24 protein-coding genes are annotated in these 21,789 nt (G+C 57.6%); 1 reads left to right on the forward strand and 23 read right to left on the reverse strand.

From position 1 onward, the window contains the following. Nucleotides 1-124 precede the first annotated feature (124 nt). The 12 genes from CLG94_RS10085 to CLG94_RS10135 all read right to left on the reverse strand — a co-directional run bounded on the left by CLG94_RS10085 (nt 125) and on the right by CLG94_RS10135 (nt 10,885). Nucleotides 125-589, reverse strand: a complete 465-nt coding sequence (locus CLG94_RS10085; RefSeq protein WP_107563192.1) for a cytochrome c-type biogenesis protein — start codon at nt 587-589, stop codon at nt 125-127. Between the two features lie 86 nt (nt 590-675). Then, nucleotides 676-1,194 (reverse strand): TlpA family protein disulfide reductase, encoded by a 519-nt coding sequence (locus CLG94_RS10090; protein ID WP_107563194.1) that lies wholly within the window; start codon nt 1,192-1,194, stop codon nt 676-678. Beyond that, nucleotides 1,173-3,173 (reverse strand): heme lyase CcmF/NrfE family subunit, encoded by a 2,001-nt coding sequence (locus tag CLG94_RS10095; protein WP_107563195.1) that lies wholly within the window; start codon nt 3,171-3,173, stop codon nt 1,173-1,175. The genes CLG94_RS10090 and CLG94_RS10095 overlap by 22 nt, the downstream gene beginning before the upstream one ends. Continuing rightward, nucleotides 3,170-3,619 carry a cytochrome c maturation protein CcmE gene (gene ccmE / locus CLG94_RS10100; protein WP_161954134.1) on the reverse strand — a complete coding sequence of 150 codons (450 nt, stop codon included), beginning with the start codon at nt 3,617-3,619 and terminating at the stop codon, nt 3,170-3,172. Before ccmE ends, CLG94_RS10095 begins: the two co-directional genes overlap by 4 nt. Further along, the gene (locus CLG94_RS13325; protein ID WP_161954135.1) at nt 3,616-3,762 is read right to left on the reverse strand and encodes a hypothetical protein; all 147 of its coding nucleotides are present in this window, start codon (nt 3,760-3,762) and stop codon (nt 3,616-3,618) included. Before CLG94_RS13325 ends, ccmE begins: the two co-directional genes overlap by 4 nt. Next, a complete protein-coding gene (ccsA, locus tag CLG94_RS10105; RefSeq protein WP_107563197.1) occupies nt 3,759-4,442 on the reverse strand; it encodes a cytochrome c biogenesis protein CcsA in 684 nt (227 codons plus the stop codon). Before ccsA ends, CLG94_RS13325 begins: the two co-directional genes overlap by 4 nt. Before the next feature lie 4 nt (nt 4,443-4,446). Then, the gene (locus CLG94_RS10110; RefSeq protein WP_107563199.1) at nt 4,447-5,124 is read right to left on the reverse strand and encodes a heme exporter protein CcmB; all 678 of its coding nucleotides are present in this window, start codon (nt 5,122-5,124) and stop codon (nt 4,447-4,449) included. Beyond that, on the reverse strand, nt 5,121-5,873 hold the full coding sequence (gene ccmA, locus CLG94_RS10115; protein WP_107563201.1) for a heme ABC exporter ATP-binding protein CcmA: 753 nt from the start codon (nt 5,871-5,873) through the stop codon (nt 5,121-5,123). Before ccmA ends, CLG94_RS10110 begins: the two co-directional genes overlap by 4 nt. Before the next feature lie 312 nt (nt 5,874-6,185). Next, nucleotides 6,186-7,184 (reverse strand): response regulator, encoded by a 999-nt coding sequence (locus CLG94_RS10120; protein ID WP_107563203.1) that lies wholly within the window; start codon nt 7,182-7,184, stop codon nt 6,186-6,188. Then, entirely contained in the window at nt 7,184-7,915 is a 732-nt protein-coding gene (gene lipB / locus CLG94_RS10125; RefSeq protein ID WP_107563205.1) for a lipoyl(octanoyl) transferase LipB, read from the reverse strand. Before lipB ends, CLG94_RS10120 begins: the two co-directional genes overlap by 1 nt. 132 nt (nt 7,916-8,047) lie before the next feature. After that, the gene (gene lpdA, locus CLG94_RS10130; protein WP_239993206.1) at nt 8,048-9,460 is read right to left on the reverse strand and encodes a dihydrolipoyl dehydrogenase; all 1,413 of its coding nucleotides are present in this window, start codon (nt 9,458-9,460) and stop codon (nt 8,048-8,050) included. Between the two features lie 186 nt (nt 9,461-9,646). Beyond that, the gene (locus CLG94_RS10135; RefSeq protein ID WP_107563206.1) at nt 9,647-10,885 is read right to left on the reverse strand and encodes a dihydrolipoamide acetyltransferase family protein; all 1,239 of its coding nucleotides are present in this window, start codon (nt 10,883-10,885) and stop codon (nt 9,647-9,649) included. Here CLG94_RS10135 and CLG94_RS13445 point away from each other — a divergent pair. Continuing rightward, the gene (locus CLG94_RS13445) at nt 10,878-11,015 is read left to right on the forward strand and encodes a hypothetical protein (protein ID WP_193450653.1); all 138 of its coding nucleotides are present in this window, start codon (nt 10,878-10,880) and stop codon (nt 11,013-11,015) included. The genes CLG94_RS10135 and CLG94_RS13445 overlap by 8 nt on opposite strands. A 24-nt stretch (nt 11,016-11,039) precedes the next feature. Here CLG94_RS13445 and CLG94_RS10140 read toward each other — a convergent pair whose 3' ends face one another. The 11 genes from CLG94_RS10140 to CLG94_RS10190 all read right to left on the reverse strand — a co-directional run bounded on the left by CLG94_RS10140 (nt 11,040) and on the right by CLG94_RS10190 (nt 21,436). Then, nucleotides 11,040-12,095 (reverse strand): pyruvate dehydrogenase complex E1 component subunit beta, encoded by a 1,056-nt coding sequence (locus CLG94_RS10140; protein ID WP_275666228.1) that lies wholly within the window; start codon nt 12,093-12,095, stop codon nt 11,040-11,042. Beyond that, a complete protein-coding gene (gene pdhA / locus CLG94_RS10145; RefSeq protein ID WP_107563210.1) occupies nt 12,034-13,005 on the reverse strand; it encodes a pyruvate dehydrogenase (acetyl-transferring) E1 component subunit alpha in 972 nt (323 codons plus the stop codon). Before pdhA ends, CLG94_RS10140 begins: the two co-directional genes overlap by 62 nt. Next, the gene (gene lipA, locus CLG94_RS10150; RefSeq protein ID WP_107563212.1) at nt 12,993-13,937 is read right to left on the reverse strand and encodes a lipoyl synthase; all 945 of its coding nucleotides are present in this window, start codon (nt 13,935-13,937) and stop codon (nt 12,993-12,995) included. The genes pdhA and lipA overlap by 13 nt, the downstream gene beginning before the upstream one ends. A 238-nt stretch (nt 13,938-14,175) precedes the next feature. Then, the gene (locus CLG94_RS10155) at nt 14,176-15,075 is read right to left on the reverse strand and encodes a PHP domain-containing protein (protein WP_107563214.1); all 900 of its coding nucleotides are present in this window, start codon (nt 15,073-15,075) and stop codon (nt 14,176-14,178) included. A gap of 11 nt (nt 15,076-15,086) precedes the next feature. After that, entirely contained in the window at nt 15,087-15,896 is an 810-nt protein-coding gene (gene fdhD, locus CLG94_RS10160) for a formate dehydrogenase accessory sulfurtransferase FdhD (RefSeq protein WP_107563216.1), read from the reverse strand. A 246-nt stretch (nt 15,897-16,142) separates the two neighbouring features. Then, on the reverse strand, nt 16,143-16,571 hold the full coding sequence (locus CLG94_RS10165) for a secondary thiamine-phosphate synthase enzyme YjbQ (protein WP_107563217.1): 429 nt from the start codon (nt 16,569-16,571) through the stop codon (nt 16,143-16,145). Nucleotides 16,572-16,721: 150 nt separating this feature from the next. Further along, nucleotides 16,722-17,282 (reverse strand): NADH-quinone oxidoreductase subunit NuoI, encoded by a 561-nt coding sequence (nuoI, locus tag CLG94_RS10170; RefSeq protein ID WP_320414621.1) that lies wholly within the window; start codon nt 17,280-17,282, stop codon nt 16,722-16,724. A 106-nt stretch (nt 17,283-17,388) separates the two neighbouring features. Then, nucleotides 17,389-17,934: an NADH-quinone oxidoreductase subunit B gene (locus tag CLG94_RS10175; protein ID WP_107563222.1), complete on the reverse strand. Its 546-nt coding sequence runs from the start codon at nt 17,932-17,934 to the stop codon at nt 17,389-17,391. A 163-nt stretch (nt 17,935-18,097) separates the two neighbouring features. Next, nucleotides 18,098-18,400, reverse strand: coding sequence for a HesB/IscA family protein (locus CLG94_RS10180; RefSeq protein WP_107563224.1), 303 nt, complete (start codon nt 18,398-18,400; stop codon nt 18,098-18,100). A 99-nt stretch (nt 18,401-18,499) separates the two neighbouring features. After that, complete coding sequence (locus CLG94_RS10185; protein ID WP_239993207.1) at nt 18,500-20,119, reverse strand: B12-binding domain-containing radical SAM protein; 1,620 nt, start codon at nt 20,117-20,119, stop codon at nt 18,500-18,502. Between the two features lie 90 nt (nt 20,120-20,209). Next, nucleotides 20,210-21,436, reverse strand: a complete 1,227-nt coding sequence (locus CLG94_RS10190) for an IscS subfamily cysteine desulfurase (RefSeq protein WP_107563225.1) — start codon at nt 21,434-21,436, stop codon at nt 20,210-20,212. Between the last annotated feature and the right edge of the window lie 353 nt (nt 21,437-21,789).

Below are 21,789 nucleotides of genomic sequence, written 5' to 3' on the forward strand. Positions count from 1 at the left end.
GTTCAACGTTCAACGTTGCACCCCGAACATTGCACGTTGAACATTGCACTTTGAACGTTGCACGTTGAACATTGCACTTTGAACGTTGCACGTTGAACATTGAACGTTGAACTTTCTATGATCATCAGCGTTCCGATTCCTTGAGTTCCGCTTCGAGTCGAGTGGCGTAGCGGGGATCAAGGGGGCGCGATGCATCCCCGTTTGGGCCGTGACCCCTCCTCATCGCGCGACGGATCTTGAGAACGATGATCCCAGCTCCGCCCAGGATGGCGACGAATGGCAGCAGCCACGCGATCCAGTTAAAACCCTTGCGCGTCGGCGCAAGCAGAATCCACTCGCCATAGCGACTAACGAAGTAGCCTCGAATCTGCTCCGGGCTCTCACCGTTCTTGAGTTTATCGAGGATGACCTCGCGCATCTGGATCGCCATCTCTGAGGGTGAGTCGGCTACCGAGAGGTTCTGACACACCGGGCAGCGCAACCCGGCAGCCAGTAGGTGGGTCTGTTCCTCGATGCTGCCAGCGAGTATGGCGGATGGCCACGTCCCAAGGACTACCACCATCACCACCAAGGCAACCGTTCTACGCATGTGTCATCTCTTTCTCAGCAAGTTCCAGAGCTTCCCAACAAGGAACTCTGAACTTTGAACCTTGAACGTTGAACGTTGAACGCAGATCAGAGCATCTCATCGATCTTTGCCTTCAGCACCTTCGCGTCGACGGCTCCGACGTGTTTGTAATGAATCGTGCCGTCCTTCGTAATGAAGAAGGTCTCCGGTACGCCATAGATACCATAGTCAATGGAGATCTTTCCCTGCGGGTCAGGACCGCTTGGAAAGCTGAGCTTGAGCCGCTCGATGAACGCCTTTGCATCAGCATCCCGATCCTGGATATCCACCCCAATGACCATCACCCCTCGATCCCGGTAGGTCTGCCAGGCGGCCTCCAGGTGTGGCGCTTCTTCGTAGCAGGCTGGGTAGCACCAGGAGGCCCAAAAGTTCAGGACCACGACCTTCCCACGGAGCTGCTCCAGGCTGGTGCTGCTTCCATCAAACATGGAAAGAGCGAACGCGGGCGCCTGGTGTCCCACCAGCGGCGATGGCACCTCCCTCGGGTTGGTCTTGAAGCCGTAAGCCAGGAGCAGTAGGAGTGGGATAATGCTGAGCAGCAGGCTTAGCTTCTTCCAGGTTGCCATGCCATCTGCTCCTCCACCTGGTTTGCAGCGAGGGCCCGTCTCCGGTCGGGCCAGATCGCGATCAGCGAGCCCAGGACCATCACCCAGCCACCAAGCCAGATCCACATCACCAGCGGGCGAACCAGCGCCTTCACGGTGGCGGTAGTTCCATCCTGCGCAAACGACGAAAGGACCAGGTAGAGATCCTCCCGTGCCGTAGAGCGGACATCGACGGTGCCGATCGGCTGTTGCTCGGCCGGATAAAACCGCTTGGCAGGCCGCATCTCGGCTACCTTTTGATTCGAGTTGAAGACCGTAAAGCTCCCTTGCACTACAAAGCGATGCGGCTCTTGCCAGGCGCTGAGTTCGTCAAATCGAACCTGGTACCTACCAAGCTGGAGCGACTCGCCTTTCTTCAGGGTGACCTCCTGCTCCAGCTTGAAGACCGACGAGGCGGTAATACCGACCACGACGAGCGCTACCCCCAGATGGACTATGAGGCCGCCATAGCGCCGTCGGCCCCGGCTGGTGAGTTTCGAGAGCGCGACCAGATACCCCTCTCCTGTTTTTCGACGTCGCGTTATGGCGCCACTGGCAAACTCCTGAATGACGGTAATGGCGGCAAACAGGCTGAAGGCAAAGGCCAGGAGCGGGTACAACCCACGAACCCCAAGGAACCAGCAGATACCGGCTCCCGGAATAGTGAGGCACAAGGGTATGGTAAAGGTCCGTCGCAGGCTATCGAGCGAGGCGTGTCGCCAGGCGATCAGCGGTCCGATGGCCATCAGGAAGATCAGACCCAAGCCGATAGGAACGTTCACCGCGTTAAAGAACGGCTCGCCCACGCTAACCTTGACCCCGCGAACCGCCTCGGACAGGAGGGGAAACAGCGTACCAAGGAGGACCGCAAACGCGAATCCCAGCAGTAACAGATTGTTCGTCAGGAAGGCGCTCTCGCGGGACACCAGTGAATCGATATCGCCTTCCGCCTGTAACTTGTCGCTCCGGTACACCATGAGACCGAAGGAGAAAAACAGGATCAGGCCGATGAAGACCAGAAACAACGGCCCGACGGTCGAGTCAGAGAACGCGTGAACAGACGAGAGAATACCGCTTCGCGTAAGAAAGGTGCCGAAGATGGTCAGCGCGAAGGTGATGATGATCAGCGCCACGTTCCAGAACTTCAGCATCTTTAGTCGCTCCTGGATCATGATCGAGTGTAGAAATGCCGTGCCGGTGAGCCAGGGCAGCAACGAGGCGTTCTCCACTGGGTCCCAGGCCCAGTAACCGCCCCATCCCAATACGTCGTAGGACCACCGCCCCCCGACGATAATGCCGACCGTAAGGAAGGCCCAGGACGCGAGCGACCAGCGGCGTACGGCCCTGATCCATGCCTCACCGAGCCGACCGGTGATCAGGGCGGCTATGCCGAAGGCATACGGAATGGACCAGCCGACATAGCCGGCGTACAGGCCGGGGGGGTGAACCGCCATCAGGGGATGATTTTGCAGAAGCGGATTCGGCCCGCGCCCGTCAAGTGGCACTGGGAACATCGTGGTAAAGGGATTGGCCGGAAAGGCCACCAGGATGAGGAAAAAGGTCAAGATGCACAGCAGGACAGCCGTCACGTACGGGATCAATTCACGCTGCCGCTTCCTCTCGAACATCACCGTGAGGAGGGTCATCAGGGCCAGCAGCCAGACCCAGAGCAGAATTGAGCCCTCGAGCGCTCCCCACAGTGCAATTATCGTGTAGAATAGCGGTGTATCAAGGCTGGCATTCCTGGCAACGTACTGAAGGCTGAAGTCGTGGCCGACCAGCCCAGCCTCCATCAGCAGGATTGCGAAGGTGCTGAGGCCAAACACCGAGACTACCGCTCCTTGGCCGCTCTCGATCATGGCCGGTTGACGCCGCCGCGCCCCCATGATAGAGACGAACGCGCCGTAGACCGCGATGGCGAGGGCCAACCAAAGACTGAACCGGCCAAGTGTCGCAATCATGGTCGCGTAGCCGGCGGCTTCACCAGCGTTCGGTAGTGATCCTTCGCCGTGGCCTGACCCTCCTCAGGCGGCCGATACTCTTCAGAATGCTTGGCCAGGATCGTATCTGCCTGAAAGAGGCCGTTCATATACTTCCCCTCCACAATCGCGCCAGATCCCTCCTTGAACAGGTCAGGCGGCGAGCCCACGTACTCGACCGCAACCTGCTCTTTCTCGTCGCCCAAGCGGAAGGTCAGCTTCAGTGTCTGCGGATCCCAACTGCGCGATCCAGCCACCACCATCCCGCCTACGCGAAAGGCTCTATCCGTTGTCGCCGATCCCTTTTGCTTGAGCTCCGTCGGGGTGATGTAGTAGACGGCGGCCTCTCGGATTCCGCCAACGATCAGATAACCGATGGTCGACGCGATGACGACCGCCCCCAGGAGCAGTTTAGTCTTTTTCTTCAATTGGCCTTGTCCTTCGTATGGTGCTTGAGCGCCATAACCTGCACCCTCACTGCCTTCATACGCCTCCAGATCGAGACGATATACCAGAGCAGACCCACGGCGGACAGCAGATACGCCGCCAGATTATAGGACCACGGATTCATCCGAGTAGCTCCATCCGCAGGTTGAAAAGCTCTTCCCTCGCCCCCTCGAGCCGAAGTCGCTTAGCCAGGAGATATCCGTACAACAGCACGAAGGCAGCGAGGTTCGTCAGGAGCGCCATCAGCATGTCCGGGGCCACCGTCCATAGACCAGATTTCAGGAGCGACGCGGGTTGGTGCAGGGTGCGCCACCACACGACGGACATGTGGATGATCGGAATATCGAGGAACCCGATAATCCCAAGGACGGCGCAGAAGGCGGCCCCTCGCGACTCGTCTTCCATCAGTGCCCGAAGCATCAGATAGCCGAGGAAGATCAGCAGCAGGATAGCGGTCGAGGTCAGTCGCGCATCCCACGTCCACCAGGCCCCCCACGTCGGTCGCCCCCATATTGAGCCGGTTGCAATCGCCAGGGCGGTGAAGAGCGTGCCGATCTCGGCAGACGAATGCGCGATCGCATCGTACTGCCGGCTACGGCGCCCCAGATACAGGATGCTCGTCACGAACACTACAAAAAAGGCCAGGTAGCTGACGAGGATCAAGGGGACGTGCAGGTACATCAACCGCTGCACCTCTCCCTGCACTGCATCGGGCGGCGCATAGATCAAGCCTATGTACAGGCCGATCAGTAATCCAATGGCAGTACACACGCCCAGTACCCATTCGATCCGTTGTAAGGTCATCGTCTCATTCCTCAACCAGAAACTCGAATGTCAACAACGACCCCACAAGGAACAGCACATCAAACGCCCCCATCAGCTTGAGCCAGGGCATGGCAAGGTCGAATGACTCGCGCCGCAGCACGACCTCCGTCCCCCTGACGGCAGCCAGGATCAAGGGAATCGTCATAGGAAACAGGAGGAACGGTAGCATCGCCTCCCGTGCCCTCAGGCCCGCCGTCATGGTAGACAACAGCGTTCCGGCCGCGGCGAATCCGAGCGTCGCCGGTACCGTAATCACGAGGAGCTTAGGCAGTTGCGACCAGAGGTCCATATTGTACAGGATCGCAAAAAGGGGAAAGCTTATCAGCTCGACAAGGAGGATCACGCTGAAGTTGCTCAACAGTTTCCCCAGGTAAATCGCCTCCCGCTCGGCAGGATACAGGAGCAGGCCATCCAAGCAGTCATTCGCCAGTTCGCTCTGAACCGATCGAGCCAGACCAAGCACGCCGGTGAATGCAAAGGCCAACCACAACAGGCCGGATGAGGCGCCTCGGATAAGCGTCTGATCCCCGTTGAGCGCGAAGCTGAAGAGGAACAAGACCAGGAAAGCGAAAAAACACATGGCGGTGATACTTTCCCGATCGCGCCACTCTGCGATCAGATCCTTCCACGCGATCGCAAGGACCCTTCTGGCAAAGATCATTCGACCTCCCACAACTCGCCATGGAGCGCAAAAAGGGAGCGCAACGATTCCAGGCTCACCTCGTCTCGTCTCGCGTCAAAGACCAGCCGCCCCTGCCGCAAGATGGCCATGTGGTCTGCTATAGCACACCCCATCGTCAGGTTGTGAGTGGCCAACAAGATCGTTGTGCCGGTACTTTTTGAGGCGATGAGAAATTCCTCCAGCAGCTTTGTCGCCTGAAGGTCAAGGTTGGTGAACGGCTCGTCAAGAAGCATGACCTTTGGCTCACGCAGCATCAGCTTTGCCATGGAAAGGCGCCGCTTCATCCCGCTGGAGAAGGTCCTGACACGACCATTTGCTGCCGCCTCCAGTCCAACCTTGACCAGAACCTCCGACACTCGTTCGGCTGAACGATCCAGACCCAGCATGGTCGCCGCGAACAGGAGGTTTTCACGCCCGGTCAGAGCCTCATATAGCTGGTGACCGCTGGCAAGAACGCCGATAGCCCGCCTCACGCCATCGCCATCCCTACTCACATCAAGCCCGGCGACATGCGCTGATCCGGCGGTCGGTCGCATCAGTCCGGCCAGGATTCTCAGCAGTGTGCTCTTGCCCGCTCCGTTCGGGCCAAATAGAGCCAGGATCTCCCCCTTGGCAACGCGAAGGTTCACGCCCCGCAGGGCCGGATGCGCGCCAAACCACTTGACCAAACCCTTGGTCTCAACGGCGGGCGCAACATCAGAGAGCCCCACTACTCCATCAGTCCTCACCGTTCGAGATCCTGAGTATGGGAAGCCACAGCGCCCTCAACAGCCCCGTCACACAAGACGAGGAGCCGCAACTGCTCTGCCAACGTCAGCATTGCCATCATCTGTTTACAGAGAGGAGTGCTACGGGAAGACGTTCCGACGGCACATCAAGCATCGTTGACAGGGCGCATGGTCCCAACCGCGGATTCACGCAGATTGCGAAAATAGAGTCGAGTACGCGTTCAAATCCTCTGCTAACAACAGATTCAGTTTAGCAGAGATTGTATGGAGGAACAACCTAAAAGGAGCCGAACAGGTACCCATCTACAGCCGTTAGCGACTCACCTTCTCCAAACCTACCAGGGTCTCATCAGACTGCAGTAAGCTTATAAACTGCTCTATTAACCTGGGCTCGCATGAACCCTTCTGTGATGCCTGTCGCATGATCGAAAAGACCTGGTGGGTTTCGAGCGAGGGCTTATATGGGCGGGCCGTCATCAGTGCATCGTAGATATCAACGGTCTGAATGATCCTGGCCGAGATGGGAATCTCCTGTCCATTCAAGCCATCCGGATACCCGCTGCCGTCCCATCGTTCATGGTGGTGGCGAATGATGGGAAGAACCGATCTCAGCGACTTGAGCGGCCTGCAAATCCGCTCCCCGATTATCGGGTGTTCCCGCATGATCCGCCTTTCTTCATCGGTCAATCCCGTCTTTTTATTCAGGATCACCTCCGACACAGCAATCTTCCCGACGTCGTGCAGGTAGCCTCCACGGTGTAGCGCCCTCAACTGCTCATAGGGAAGGCCAAGACTCCGGCCAAGGGCGACTGAGTAAAGGGACAATCGCTCGCAGTGTCCGTTGGTGTACTCATCCTTGGCCTCGACGCTCAGGGCCAACGTGAATAGGACGTCCTCCGCGCTTTCTAACTCATCGGTAAACTGCTTGAGCTTCAGCAGGGATCGAACTCGCGCGCTCAACTCCGCCGAGTGAAAGGGCTTGCTCAAAAAGTCGTCTGCCCCGACCTCGATCCCGCGGATTCTGTCTTGCGGATCGTTCAGAGAGGTCAGCATCACGATGGGAATAAGCCGGGTTCGTTCATCCTCCTTGAGTCGAGCGCAGACGTCGAATCCGTTCATGCCTGGCATCATGACATCTAGCAGGATAAGATCCGGCGGCTGGGCTGCCACCAGTTCGAGGGCCTGCTCCCCATTCGATGCCGCGATAATCGTATAACCCTGTGGGGCCAGGATGGCCTCGACCAACGCGATGTTGGCTTCCTGATCGTCGACGACCAAAATCGTCTGGCGGTGTTGGCGTTCCAGGTCCATCAACTCGCGCCTCGAACGATAGCTGGTACATCCCTTTCGATTCTACCCGCCTGGCTCCTCGAACAGAAAAGTTCAGGCAACGACGTAGGCAGAAGAGACACCCCAAACTCAACCTCGAAACGTTCGATAAGAGCCACCATCACCTCACGAACTGAGATTGGACGAGACAACTCCTGTGTCATGCTTGTCATCTTGGCGCCCTGGATACCGCAAGGAACGATCATCTCAAACGGCGCCAGATCCATATTGATGTTCAGCGCGAAACCATGACGGGTGACCCACCGGCTGACATGAATGCCTAGCGAGGCAATCTTCTCTTCACCCACCCAGACGCCCGTCCGACCGAGTGAGCGACCAGCAGCGATCCCGAAGCCCGATAGGGTCATAATCAGCACCTCTTCGAGCTGCCGAAGGTATCGATGCAGGTCACGACCATGTTCGGTCAGATTGAGGATCGGGTAGCCTACTAACTGGCCAGGACCGTGATAGGTCATGTCGCCACCACGCTCCACTTCGAAAAACTCGATTCCCATCGCGGCCAGGGAAGATTCCGGTACGCGGAGGTGAGCCATCTGCCCGGCTCGCCCGAGGGTAATAACCGGCGGGTGTTCGACGAGGAGCAGGACATCCCCCAGGCGGTCCTCAGCCAGAAGAGTCGCCAGCCGGCGTTGCAGGGTGAGTGTTTCGGTGTAGGGTATGAGCCCAAGGTCAATCAGGCTACAGGTCGGCATCAGTAGTACAGGGTAGAGGGTTGAGGGTATAGGGTTTAGAGTGCAGGGAAAGGACGGGAGCACAACTTATTCATACTTCTTTTCTCCTATCTTATCCTCTACCCTCTACCCTATAGCCTATACGCTTCTTCTTTACAGATGGACCGGCCGGCCAAGTGCGGCAAGGGCGGCTTCCCCCATCGCCTCGGAAAGGGTTGGGTGGGCATGAATCGACTTGGCAATCTCTTCCGGGGTGGCCTTCAATGCGATCGCCAAGCCGGCCTCGGCGATCAGTTCGGTGGCATGGGCACCCATGATATGCACGCCTAGGATCTCTCCATGCGTCGCATCGGCGATCACCTTTACCATCCCCTCAGTCTCGCCGAGGGTAATCGCCATCCCGCTCGCACTGAATGGGAACCGTCCGACGCGTATCGTATATCCTTCGGCCTTCGCCTTCGCCTCCGTCAAACCGATGCTCGCGACAGCCGGGTGACAGTAGGTGCAGCTCGGGATCCTCCTGGGGTTCACCGGTGTCACGTCATCCAGCTTGGCCATCTTTTCGATCGCAACGATTCCTTCATGAGAAGCCTTGTGGGCCAAGAGTGGCGCGCCAACAAGATCGCCAATGGCGTAGATTCCGGCTACGCTGGACTCCATCCACTCGTTGACCTTGACATATCCATTCTCCATCGCAACGCCCAGCTCTTTCAGGCCGCCCACCTCGGAGTTGGCTACCCTGCCTACCGCCACCAGGACCGTCTCGCCATGAAGCTCTTGGCTTCCGCTGCTATTAGATACCCTGACCGTGGCCTTCCCCGCCTCAACGATTACCTGCTCAACTCGCGTCCCGGTGAGGATCTTGATCCCCTTTTTGGTCAAAGAACGATGCAGTAGCGCCGTAATCTCCTCGTCCTCATAGGGAAGGATCGTCGGCAGCAGCTCAACGAGTGTTACGGCCGTTCCATAGGCGTGATAGATGTCGGCGAACTCAATGCCGATCGCTCCCGCCCCGATGATAACCATGGAGGTAGGGGCTTGGCTACGTAGCATGGCCTCTGTGCTGGTGAGCACGACCTGACCATCGATCGTCAGGTCCGGAAGTAGTCGGGGTCTCGACCCGGTTGCCAAGAGGATCCGTTCAGCTAGGATCGATCCAGTCGTCTTTCCACCCCTGTCCGCGATCTCGAGTTCCTTAGCCGAGGTGAAGCGGGCTTCGCCCATGAAGACGGCGACCTTGTTCTTACGCATCAGGTATTCGATGCCCTTGGACAGCCGCTCGGCCTTCTCGCGGCTCCGCTTCACGGCAATGCCGAAATCTCCCCGGAGGTTCTCCGCGTGGATCCCGAACTCCTCGGCACGACGTAGGAGGGAAAGTAGATGCGAACTCTGAAGCAATGCCTTCGTCGGAATGCAGCCCCAGTTGAGACAGACCCCGCCCAATTGATCTCGCTCTACGAGAGCCACCCGCATCCCGAGCTGCGCGGCGCGGATCGCCGCCACGTAGCCTCCAGGGCCCGCCCCAACTACCGCCAGATCAAATGGTTGCTTGTCCTGTCCCATCATGGTTTATCTGATCTATACATAAAGCCATAATCCGAAATAATGGACGTTATTGCCCAGAAAGTCCCCCCCCCCATCCTCACCTTCCCCCTCATGGGGGGGAAGGGACCCCTTACGCGACCTCCTCCCCCCTTGAGGGGGAGGATTGAGGTGGGGGGTAATGGGTAACCAGAAAGGCACTGACCAGCGCTACAGAACGAGGTCAAGCGGATGCTCAAGTAGCCGCTTGACCTCTTGAAGGAATATCGCCCCCGTCATGCCATCTACCGCCCGATGATCGCACGAAAGCGTCATCCGCATTCGTTGGCCGATCTGCACTCCTCCATCTACGATGACCGGCTTGCTCTGGATCCTGCCGATTGCCAGAATGGCGGCCTCTGGGGGGTTGATGATGGCGGTGAACTCTTCTATCTCATACATGCCCAGATTCGAAATGGTAAAGGTCGCCCCGGCGTACTCTTCAGGTCTCAACTTCTGAGCTCTGGCTCGCTCGACCAAGCTCTTCGTCTCTCTGGCGATCTGTGCCAGACTTTTCCGACCACAGTCGCGCAGCACCGGGTTGATCAATCCCTCTTCAAGGGCCACCGCGATGCCGATATTGGCTTGGGAGTAGACGCGAATCTGTTCTCCCACAAATGATGCATTGACCGCCGGATGCCGCCCGAGCGCAATGGCCACAGCTTTGATGATGATGTCGGTGAAGGTTACCTTGAGGTCTGACGTCTGCGACTGTATCGACTCACGCAACTCCGTGGCCTTATCCATGGCCACCTCGACCGTAAGGTAGAAGTGTGGCACGGTTGCCATACTCTGGGCCACGCGCTTCGCAATCGCCCTACGCATCGGGGAGAGATTCCGGTCCTCAAACCCTGCCGATGGCGTGGATGCGGCAATCTCTACGGCACGCTCTGCAATCGATGGCGCCTGCTGACCGGCAGCCGAAGCCGATGGTATAAGGACAGCCACATCCCGGCGGATCACCCTTCCACCCGGGCCAGACCCGCTCACCATCGACAGATCAATCGCCTGCTCGCGCGCGAACCTCTTTGCCAGCGGTGAAGCTTTGACGCGTCCAGGAGCGACCGCCTGAAGAGCTGGAGGGGTTGGCGCAGGAGTGCCTGGCTGAGTCGGCGTTGCTGACTCAACGGCTAAGCCTCTAACGGGAGGAAGTAGCGTCGAAATGTCCTCATCCGTTTCGGCAATCACCCCGATCATGTGACCGACCGGCGCTGACTCGCCCGCACCGATAAGAATCTTTCGAAGGGTGCCTGACCCAAAGGCCTCCATCTCAATGTCAGCCTTATCGGTTTGGACCTCGGCGATGATGTCACCCACCTCTACCAGGTCTCCCTCTTTCTTCAGCCACCGAAGGATCTTCCCCTCCTCCATGGTGTCGCTCAACCGGGGCATGACCACAGAAATGGCCATTGTGCGTATGTCTCCTCTTCTTATTTTGGTCTATTTCGTCTATCTGGTCTATTTCGTCTATCTGGTCTATTTCGTCTATCTGGTCTGTTTGGTCTATCTGGTCTGTTTGGTCTGTGACGAAATAGACTGAATAGACGAGAAGGACGGAATAGACCTAAATAGCCATGACCTTCTTTACCGCCGCGATGACCCGTTCTTTGCTTGGGGCCTTGGCACGCTCAAGGTTCTTCGCGTATGGCGTCGGGGCGTTGGCGCCGGTGACCCGCTCCACCGGGGCGTCCAGATAATCAAAAGCCTGCTCAGAAATGATGGCCGCGATCACCGTCGCTATCCCGGCGAATCCGGCGCCGGACTCCATGACTACAGCCCGGTTGGTCTTCTTGACCGACTCGATGATCATGTCAGCATCCAGCGGGCGGAGCGTACGCGGATCCACTACCTCCACAGAAATCCCCTCCTTCTCCAGATCCTCTGCCACCTGCAAGGCCAGCAGAAGCATCGTAGAGTAGGCTACGATAGTGACATCGCGTCCCTCCCGCTTTATTTCGCCGACACCAAGCGGGATGGTGTACTCGCCATCCGGCACCTCGCCCTTGGTCCCGTACAGAAGCTCTGACTCGATGAAGATGACCGGATCATCGTCACGGATCGCACTTTTAAGAAGTCCCTTTGCATCCTTAGGGGTCCCTGGGCGCACGATCTTGAGACCAGGAACATGATAGAAGTACGACTCCATGCTCTGCGAGTGCTGAGCCGCCAATTGATGCGCCGGGCCGCCAGGGCCGCGAATGACCAGTGGAACATTATACTGCCCGCCGGACATGTACAGGATCTTCGCTGCTTGATTGACGATCTGATCGATCGCCACCAGCGCGAAGTTAAAGGTCATCATCTCCACAATCGGCCGCAAGCCGACCATCGCCGAGCCGATACCGACGCCGGTAAACCCGGCCTCACTGATCGGGGTGTCGATGACCCGCTTGGGGCCAAACTCCTCAAGCAGGCCTTGACTGACCTTATAGGCCCCCTGGTAGAGGGCTACTTCCTCTCCCATAAGAAAAACGCGAGGGTCTCGGCGCATCTCTTCGCGGAGCGCCTGATTTAGAGCCTCTCGATAGGTGATAATTGCCATGCTCTCGTTCCCTCCCTCAGCGCTCTGAGACGTAGACGTCGGTGTGCAGCCACTCCACTGGTGGCTCTGGGGAGGCATCGGCGTAGCGAATCGCCTCCTCCACCGTAGTTTGGACTTCCTTCTCCAGCGCCTTCCAATCCGACTCCTTAATCACCGCCTCGGCCATGAGGTGGGCCCGAAACGTCACGAGGGGGTCCCGTTGCTTTTCTCGTTCGACCTCCTCTTTCGTTCTGTAGGTACCCGGATCCGCCATCGAGTGCCCCCGGAATCGATATGTCTTGGCCTCGATCAAAGAAGGGATGCGTTCTCGTCGGGCCCGTTCTACTGCTAACCCCACACACTCCCGAACGGCCAGGACATCCATCCCGTCTACCGCCTCGCCGGGCATCCCATACGCCTCGGCCCTTCGGTACAGCTCCTTGACTGGGGTGGCGCGCTCTACAGCAGTCCCCATGCCGTAACGATTGTTCTCGCAGATATAGACGATCGGCAGGTGCCACAGGGCCGCGAGATTCAGCGCCTCGTGGAACACGCCCTGGTTGACGGCGGCGTCCCCAAAGAAGCAGAGCGTGACCTGATCCTTCCCCTCGTACTGGCTCGCGAAGGCGGCGCCAGTTCCGATCGGAATCTGCCCCGCCACGATCGCATGCCCCCCCAGGAAGTTGCGGCTCTTATCAAATAGGTGCATCGAGCCACCCTTGCCCTTACAGAGGCCATCCGCCCGACCGAACAGCTCCGCCATCATCCTCCGTGGATCGCAGCCCTTGGCTAAGGCATGGCCATGTTCCCGGTAACTGGCAATCACATAGTCGTCTGGTCGCAACACAGAAATGGCGCCCGTTGCCACCGCTTCCTGGCCGATATACAGATGCAGGAAGCCGCCGATCTTGCCCATGGAGTACATCTCCGCGCACTTCTCCTCGAACCGGCGCATCAGGAGCATCTGTCGGAGGAGATCTACCAGCTCCTTCTGCTCTAACTTCTGCATAGCTCAGTCCTCTCGCTCTCACGCTTCCGGCTGACTTCCTCAGCCTGGCCGCGGGCATGGTACGAACTCCGGACCAGGGGCCCGGACTCTACGTACTTAAACCCCATCCCTTCCCCGATCGCCTTCAACTCACTAAACTCCTTTGGAGTATAGTATTTCATAATCGGCAGGTGCGCGCGGCTTGGCCGCAGGTACTGTCCCAGCGTCAGAATATCGCAATCGACAGCCCTGAGGTCAGCCATCGTCTGGAGCAATTCCTGCCATGCCTCCCCGAATCCCACAATGATCCCTGACTTCGTGACTAACTCCGGCGCCAATCGTCGCGCCATAGCCAGAAGATCGAGTGACCGCTCATAGTGCGATCCCGGACGGACCTCTCGATACAACCGGGGAATAGTTTCCACGTTGTGGTTCAGGATAGCGGGTCCGGCCTCGACCACCGTTCTCAGGGCGGCCTTGCTACCACGAAAATCAGGAATCAGCACCTCAACGCTACAGCCAGGGGCAAGCCCCCTCACCCTGCGAATCACGGCCGCAAAGATACTCGCCCCCCCGTCGGGCAAGTCATCGCGATTGGCGGAGGTCACCACAGCATGGGCCAGCCCCAGCGCGCTAATCGCCTTGGCCACCCGCTCCGGCTCGGTCCGATCGAGTTCTGTCGGCTTGCCCTGTTTGACCGCACAGAAGCTGCAATTACGGGTGCAGGTATCGCCCAGGATGAGGAAGGTTGCGGTAAGCTCCTCCCAGCATTCGCCGATGTTGGGACAATGGGCCTCTTCGCAGATGGTCTGAAGCTGCTGCTCTTGAAGGAGCCGTTTCAGCCGAAGGTAGTTGGGTGCGCCTGGCGCCTTGACCTTCAGCCAGGGTGGCTTGGGTGAGCCAAAAATCTCGGGAAGCGAAATCAGCGGCGTTACCTTAACCGGTTGGAGCACAAATGCCTCATTTGAGCCCGTATAAGTGATCAGTCAGGCCGCCGTTTGGGAAGGCGGCACACAGGCCTACTCGCCAATTCTTCTACCATAGTCTTGACCCGATTGTCAACCTGAGAAGGACGCAGTTCACCTGATCTGGACGATCACCCGCCGCTCACGTGGACCGTCAAACTCCACGAGCATCAGGCTCTGTCAGGTTCCCAGCACCAGTCTCCTGCCGTCTTGACGAAGAACTCTTTCATCTGTTGACCTGTCCCGCCTGGTCGCGAGGAATACGACTACCCTCTTCACCCTTACAGCCGGACGCGGTAGTGCGGGAGGCAGATACGGCGGCGAGCAACTGTTCGAACTTTGCCTCTGGCACTGCTGACCTGCCAAGCCCGTCTGATCGGAGCCCAGGAGTGCCATGGTAGTCAGATCCGCCGACTGCCAATAGACCGTATCTCAGGCACGCTCGCTCGTAACGGAATAGCGATTCGGTATCGTGTTCCAGGTGATACACCTCCAGTCCCATAAGCCCATGCTGCACGAGAGATGGAATAATCTCGTCGTGACCGTACTGCCCAGGATGCGCAAGGGATGGCACGCCTCCAGCTTCCTTGATGGTACGGATCACTCCGGTCGCAGGAATTCTGGAGCGTTCCACGTAGCCTGGCTTGCCCGTAGTCAGGTATCGGTCAAACGCCTCCTTCATCGACGTCACATATCCGCGCCTGATCATCGCCTGTGCCACATGGGGACGCCCAACCGAGGAGCCTAGCGCCATACTCAAGACCTCATCAGCGTCCAGCGGGAGACCAAGAGCCCAGAGCTTCGCGATCATCCGATGGGCCCTCTCGATTCGGTCGTTACGGGAGGAGGCAAGGAATGCGGCAAGTTGGTTATCGTCCGGATCGATGAAATGCCCCAGAATGTGAATCTCCAGGTCCCCCACGTGCGCGGTAATCTCGACGCCTGCCACGACCTGCAGGCCCACCTGCGAGGCCTCCGCCACCGCCGCTGGAAGACCCTCCAGGGTGTCATGATCGGTAACGGCCAGGACTGAGATATTGCAGTCCTTGGCGAAGCGAACCAATTGTTGCGGAGAGAGGACGCCGTCAGAAGCAGTCGTGTGGGTGTGCAGATCGATAAGGCGCATCGCGTGAGCTATTAGCTATTAGCTATTAGCTGCTGGATATGGGACAGGCGGCTGGTCGCCACCCGCTGTGGAAGCAGACGCTCGGGGTGGCTATAGACATTAAATCCTTCGCCCCGGCAGTAGCCGATCACGGTGATGCCGAAGCGCTTGGCCGCGGCAATGGCGAGGCTGGTGGGTGAGGTTCGAGAGATGACAATTGGGGTCCGCATGTGGGCCCCCTTACGAAGCATCTCAGACGAGATGCGACCGGTGGAGAGGAGGATATTGCCGGCAGTCGTAATCCCCTGCTGAAGTGCTTCGCCGTGGATCTTATCCAGAGCGTTATGTCGGCCGACGTCCTCGGCGACAAGCAGCAGGCTCTTGCCGTCGCTCAGGGCGGCGGCGTGAATGCCACGCGACTCCCGATAGAGATGCGCCGCGGCATACAACTGTTTCATGAGATCGAACGGTTGCTCCGGGCGCAGGATCGCCTCCTCTGGGAATGCTTTAAACCCCTCCATCGGCATGCCGAATGTGATACCTCCGGTGCACCCGGATGTCAGGATTCGGTGACTCGGGGGGGTGAATGCCTTGGTCAGTCTGACGTCTGCCACCGCCTCCTCTGTGAAGACCTCCAGCGAGTTAACCTCATCGAGCTCCTGGATGATCCCCTCAAAACTCAAAAAACCCAGGACCAGGCAATCGAGCTTCACCGGCGTACACATCAACGTCGCCAGCTCACGACCGTTGACAAAGATCGTGAGGGGATGCTCCCCCACCACTGGAATCTCTACCGTCTCGTACGATCCACCGCGGTACCGAACGATTCGATGTATGGACATACTAGTCCCAGAGGGCACTGATGAAGTGCCCTACGCCATACCATGCAACCGTGACCAATAGCCCGATCGCCATCATCTCGACCTCATCTTCCGAAAAGCCCTTGCTCCGGTAGATCTAGCGCATAAAGACGACCTCGCGAACGGCTCGTCCCTTCGGAGAATGCCAACTCTCCTCGATTGCAGCACTCCCGGCGCTAGCCTCGTTCATTGCCGCGCCACTCGGGAGGGGTCCGCACGCCAAACCTCTTATTCGCCCATTACCTGGAGTTGGATCTGCCGGTCTCTTGGCCCGTCCAGCTCGGCGAAGATAATCGACTCAAAGGTGCCGAGACTCATCTCCCCGTCCACCACAGGAATCGAAAGCTGTCGGCCAAGCAGGAGGGAGCGAAGGTGCGAGTCGGCGTTGCTTCGATCACAATCAGAGTAATTTGGATCGTTGTGGCGATAGCCGTCATGCTCATTGATCAGGCGGTCCAGCAGGAGCTGGATGTCATGAAGTAGAGCCTCCTGCCACTCATTGATGAACAATGCAGTCGTCGTGTGAAGGGAACTGAGGGTGAGCAACCCCTGTTTGATCTCATGCCGCTGAAGAAGATCTCGCACACGCTTTGTCAGATCCGTGAACTGGAGTCGCTCCTCCGTAGTCACCGTAAAGGTTTCGTGCCTGATCACCATGCCTCCCTCCGTTGATTTGCCGAACTCTTCACAGAGATGCCTACCGCCAAAGACAGCAACATCCCCACCCCTCAAACCCAGACTTATACCACTCTCGGCTATAAACGCGATCCCTCCATACTGACTTCACGCCCGCTCGCCTTGAGTCAGCTACCAGTCAGCGTGGAGGTCAGGCCGCTGCTTCAGCGCCTCCGCTAGTGGCGTCATCAGGCGATCCTTTCCGTACACGAAGCCGCCCCTGTTGTAGGAGGCAAGCTCGTACTGTTTCCCCAGCACAATCGCCTCCTCCGGGCAGGCCTCCTCACAGTAGCCGCAAAAGATGCAGCGCAGCATATGGATCTTGTACACCTTCGCGTAGCGCTCACCCCTGGAGTGACGCTCTTGCTCGGTGTTCTCGGCTGCCTCAACATAGATCGCATCGGCAGGACAGGCGACGGCGCACAGTTCACAGCCCACACACCGCTCCATCCCGTCCTCTCCCACCACGAGCATGTGCAGACCACGGTAGCGAGGCGCAAGCGGTAGCCGCTCTTCCGGATAGGAGACCGTCACCGGCTTCCGGAAGATATGCTTGAATGTCGTCGCCAGCCCCTTGAGAATCTCGCCAATCATCGTCGCCACCCTTGACGCGTAACTACTCAGGTGTTTAGACTGAAGGCTGAAGACTGAAGGTTCTAAATTGCCTCGCAAGGCACGAGTCGAGCCATTCAAGACCTTTTCGGAGTTTTATATGATCACGCATGACTTACCCCTAAAAGCCTTCAGCCTTCAGCCTATCTACCTGAGTAGCTACCTTGACGCAACACGCGCGACTTCCCTATGCCGTCCTTCGCCAAGGGAGGTGGAAGAGGCCCTGGCTGCTCGGCCGTTCCTTGGCGATCTTTTCCTGCAACAGCATGATCCCATGGATCAGCTGCTCCGGCCTGGGCGGGCAGCCGGGAACATAGACATCCACCGGAACAACCTGATCCACACCCTGAACGATGGTATAGGTGTTGAAGATTCCGCCGCAGGAGGCACACGCGCCCATGGCGATCACCCACTTTGGCTCAGGCATCTGATCGTAGATCCGTCTCAGGACTGGGGCCATCTTGCGGCTCACGCGGCCGGCCACAATCATCAGGTCGGACTGACGTGGCGACCCACGAAAGACCTCCGCCCCGAATCTGGCAAGATCGAAACGCGACGCGCCCGTTGCCATCATCTCAATAGCACAGCAGGCAAGCCCGAAGCTCGCCGGCCAGATCGACGACTTCCTCGCCCAATTGATCAGGCTATCCAGGGTTGTGAGGAGGAGGCCCCGCTCAAATTCCTCCGCTTCGGCCTTGGAGGGCAGGATGTCGTTCTCCGTCAACTGAAGCATACGATGTATCCTCGTAACTACTTAGGTGTTCAGGCTGAAGGTTGAAGGTGATGCATTATCTCGCACAGCACAAATCAAATGCCAGAAGTTTTTTGCGATCACTGCTTTATACCTAACAGCCTTCAGTCTTCAGCCTTCAGTCTATCTACCTGAATTGTGACAATCAGCAACCACAGTCCGCCTTCGGGTTGGGGTTCTTCAGGCTGAAGCCGGCCCCCTGTAAGCCGTCGATATAGTCGATCTCGGAGCCGGCCAGGTAGGTGTAGCTCTGCGGGTCCACCAGGACCTTGACACCGTTCGTCTCGAAGACTTGATCGGCCGCCTGGGGGTGGTCGAACTCCATCTCGTAGGAGAGGCCGGAGCAGCCACCGCCGATGACGCGGACGCGCAAGCCTTCTTCAGAATTCTCCTGCGTCTTGAGCAAATCAGCCACTTTCGTTGCAGCCGACTCGGTAAGGGTAATCATTGGGACCTCCTTATTATTGAGAGCTTTTGGTCGACGCCTCGGCTCCTCGCGAAGAGCTCGTGCCGTTAGCTCACACGAACTATGGCACACCTTCGACACCTACATCGTGCTGATAAACTGCCCGCTACTTAATCCCTGCACAAGCTTGTAATAATGGTAGTGAATGATACAGTTTACGATGTATCCGCTTACAAAACTTGGCAGGGTTTCTACCTTTAATGCCCGCCATAGTCGTTGGCAATACTCGCGTCGTAAATCCTTCTCCTTAACGCTCTTGATAAGCCGGTACATTAACACTACCGCAACAGCGGCATTCATGACCTCATACTTCACTCGCAGCCATGGATGCCGTTTCAAGTACTTCACGCCGCCTAACTGTCCCTGTCCCAAATACCCCCTAAGATACAGTGCCTCTAAACGGTAAAAGTACGCATTGACATCATACACCGATTGCATGGTACTGATATAGCCATCCAGCAGTTGCCGACGGCTTAGGTTCTGCGGAATGACATTTGTCCCAAATTCTGTGATATCAGACGGATCGAGACGACCTTCCTTGTTTAATCGGTCATACAAGGGTGTTTTAGGGGTGGCATAGAGTAACCCGATCATCGCGTGAGGAATATAGGCCTCTGAGAGGAACTCCTGTTGCGCTCGGAAGATCGTCGCATCGTCATGATCGAATCCAACAATCATGCCACAGGTGACCTCAATACCGGCGCGCTGAATTATATGTACGCGATCCAGAAGACTGCCCGCCGCCGGCCTGACATTGTGATGCTTCTTCGTCTCGCGTAACGAGTCTTCATTTGGAGTCTCAATTCCGATAAAGAGCCCTTCGATGTTCGCATCGGTCATCAAGCCCATAAGCTCGTCGTCTTCCGCTAGATCGAGCGTGGCTTCCGTAAAGAACCTAAATGGATATGCGTACTCCTCTTGATACTTGACGATGTCTCTGAGCACAACTTTAATGGCAGCCTTATTCCCAATGAGATTGTCGTCGACGATGAACACTTGTTTCACGCGTTGAACACGCAAACTGTCGAGTTCTGCCAGAACTTGCGCGCTCGTTTTTAATCGGGGGAGACGTCCAAAGGTTACAATGATGTCACAAAATTCGCAAAGGAAGGGACAGCCCCGGGAGATTTGAATACCCGCATAAAAGTAATCCTGCATCTTAAGTAGATCAAAGCGTGGCGTGGGAACGCGGGTCATGTCCGATCTTGTGCTTTGTTCGTAGCGTCGTTTCCACCTACCCGCTTGCCAATCATGTAAGAATGCGGGCCACGATTCTTCCGCTTCTCCCACAAATATGACGTCCGCCAAATCTTCAAAGTAGTCTTCCTGGACCGTAACCCACGCGCCCCCGACAACCGTAAAGCAGCCCCGCTTCTTCAATTCGCAAAGAATGTGTTTCATGCGGAAACGCTGAACACTCATCCCGGTCACGCCAATAATGTCCATGTCCGCCAAGGCGTCATAGTTAATGGACTCTACGTTTTCATCAATCAGCGTAACCACATACTCCTGTGGCGTCAGCGCTGCGAGCAGCGGCAGCGCCGCGACCGGCGTGATCGCCCGCTTGCCGACGATGGCTAATGCATACTCTTGCCCCCAAAATGAAACCTCAAATCGTGGACTAATGATCGCAATGCGAGTAATGCCTTCTCGTCCACCTTGTGTGCGCCGGGGTTTCTCTTGGGCCTCCTCAAGGGCCATCGAGGTTTCCTTTTTCATAACGAGAACGGTTCGCTATCGTATCGCCGATCTACACATACGACGAACCGCGTGTCTCTCACGCCATCCCCCTTAGCATGCGTGAAGACTCCTTTGCGTACCTTTTACGTCGATCCCCTCAAGCGCCATGTCGTACAAGGGTGAAAGCGCCCGCAGACGAGCCACGCTCTCTATCACCCTCGCGGAGACATAGTCCACCTCTTCCTCAGTATTCGACCGGCCGAAGCCGAAACGGATGCTGGCGTGCGCCAGCTCTGCGTTCAGACCGAGCGCCAGCAGGACGTACGAGGGCTCAAGCGTAGCGCTGGTGCAGGCAGAACCGGAGGAGACGGCAATCCCCTTGAGTGCCATGAGCAGCGACTCCCCCTCGACAAACCCAAACGACACATTCAGGTTGCCGGGAAGGCGATCGGTCGGATGACCGTTAAGGTGCAGGTAATCAAGCTTGGACCAGAGGTCATTCCGCAAGCGCTCTCGAAGCGCGAGGAGCCGCGCAGGCTCGGTCTGAAGCTCACGCTCGGCGAGGGCGCAGGCCGCGCCGAAACCGACGCATCCGGGAACATTGATCGTCCCGGAGCGACGGCCCTTCTCGTGGCCGCCCCCATCCATCTGGGGGACTAGCTTGACGCGAGGCTTTGTCATCCGCACATAGAGCGCGCCCACTCCCTTCGGGCCATAACATTTATGCGCCGACGCCGAGAGGAGATCGACCTGCCAGTCGTCCACCGAGAGCGGCAGTTTGCCCACATACTGGGCGGCGTCGGTATGAAACAGTACGCCGTGGCGCTTAGCAATCCGGCCAATCTCAACAATCGGTTGCAGCGTCCCGATTTCGTTGTTCGCCGCCATGATTGATATAAGAATCGTTTCCTTCCTGATCGCTCGCTCTACGTCGCCCGGATCGACCCGCCCCGTTCGATCTACCGGAAGGTAGGTGACCTGACAGCCCTCCTGTTCCAGTCGCTTACAGGTGTCGAGGACGGCGTGATGCTCAATCCGAGAAGTGATGAGGTGCCGACCCTTCTCCCGGTAGGCGGCGGCCACCCCTTTTATAGCGAGATTATTCGACTCCGTGGCGCCGCTCGTCCAGACGATCTCCGCCGCTTTACAGCCAAGTAAGTGTGCGACCTGGGCACGGGCTTGTTCCACTGCCTCCTCGGCCACCCAGCCAAAAGGGTGGCTGCGAGAGGCCGGGTTGCCGAACCGCTCACAGAAGTACGGACGCATCGCCTCGAACACCTCCGGGGCGACTGGCGTAGTCGCCAGATGATCCATGTAGATCGGAAGAGTGATTGCCATTGGGTGATCCTATTCCTTTACCGCCTTCTCCGGGCTCTGCCCGCAACCAATTTCATTCTCGTCGAGGGTCGATACCCCGCGGCTTGCCGCGAGTTCGTAATACCGGCGGAAGCCGGTATCCAGCGGGCCCGACTGGATTCCGTGTCAAGCACGGAATGACGGGCCAGAACAGAAGACGATACCCCATAGATTGCTGCGGGGTAGTTAATTCTAACTTAATTCTAAGGGCTCTTCGCGTAATCGAGTGGGTGAATTTAACATGAAATCCTCTGTAAGCCTTGTGGCATCTGGTAAAATCCGGTCTGCACCCCTTGCAGAAAACGGGAGGATTTCTCAATGGCTATTTCAACCAA

This window comes from Candidatus Methylomirabilis limnetica (assembly GCF_003044035.1).
Taxonomy (GTDB): Bacteria; Methylomirabilota; Methylomirabilia; order Methylomirabilales; family Methylomirabilaceae; genus Methylomirabilis; species Methylomirabilis limnetica.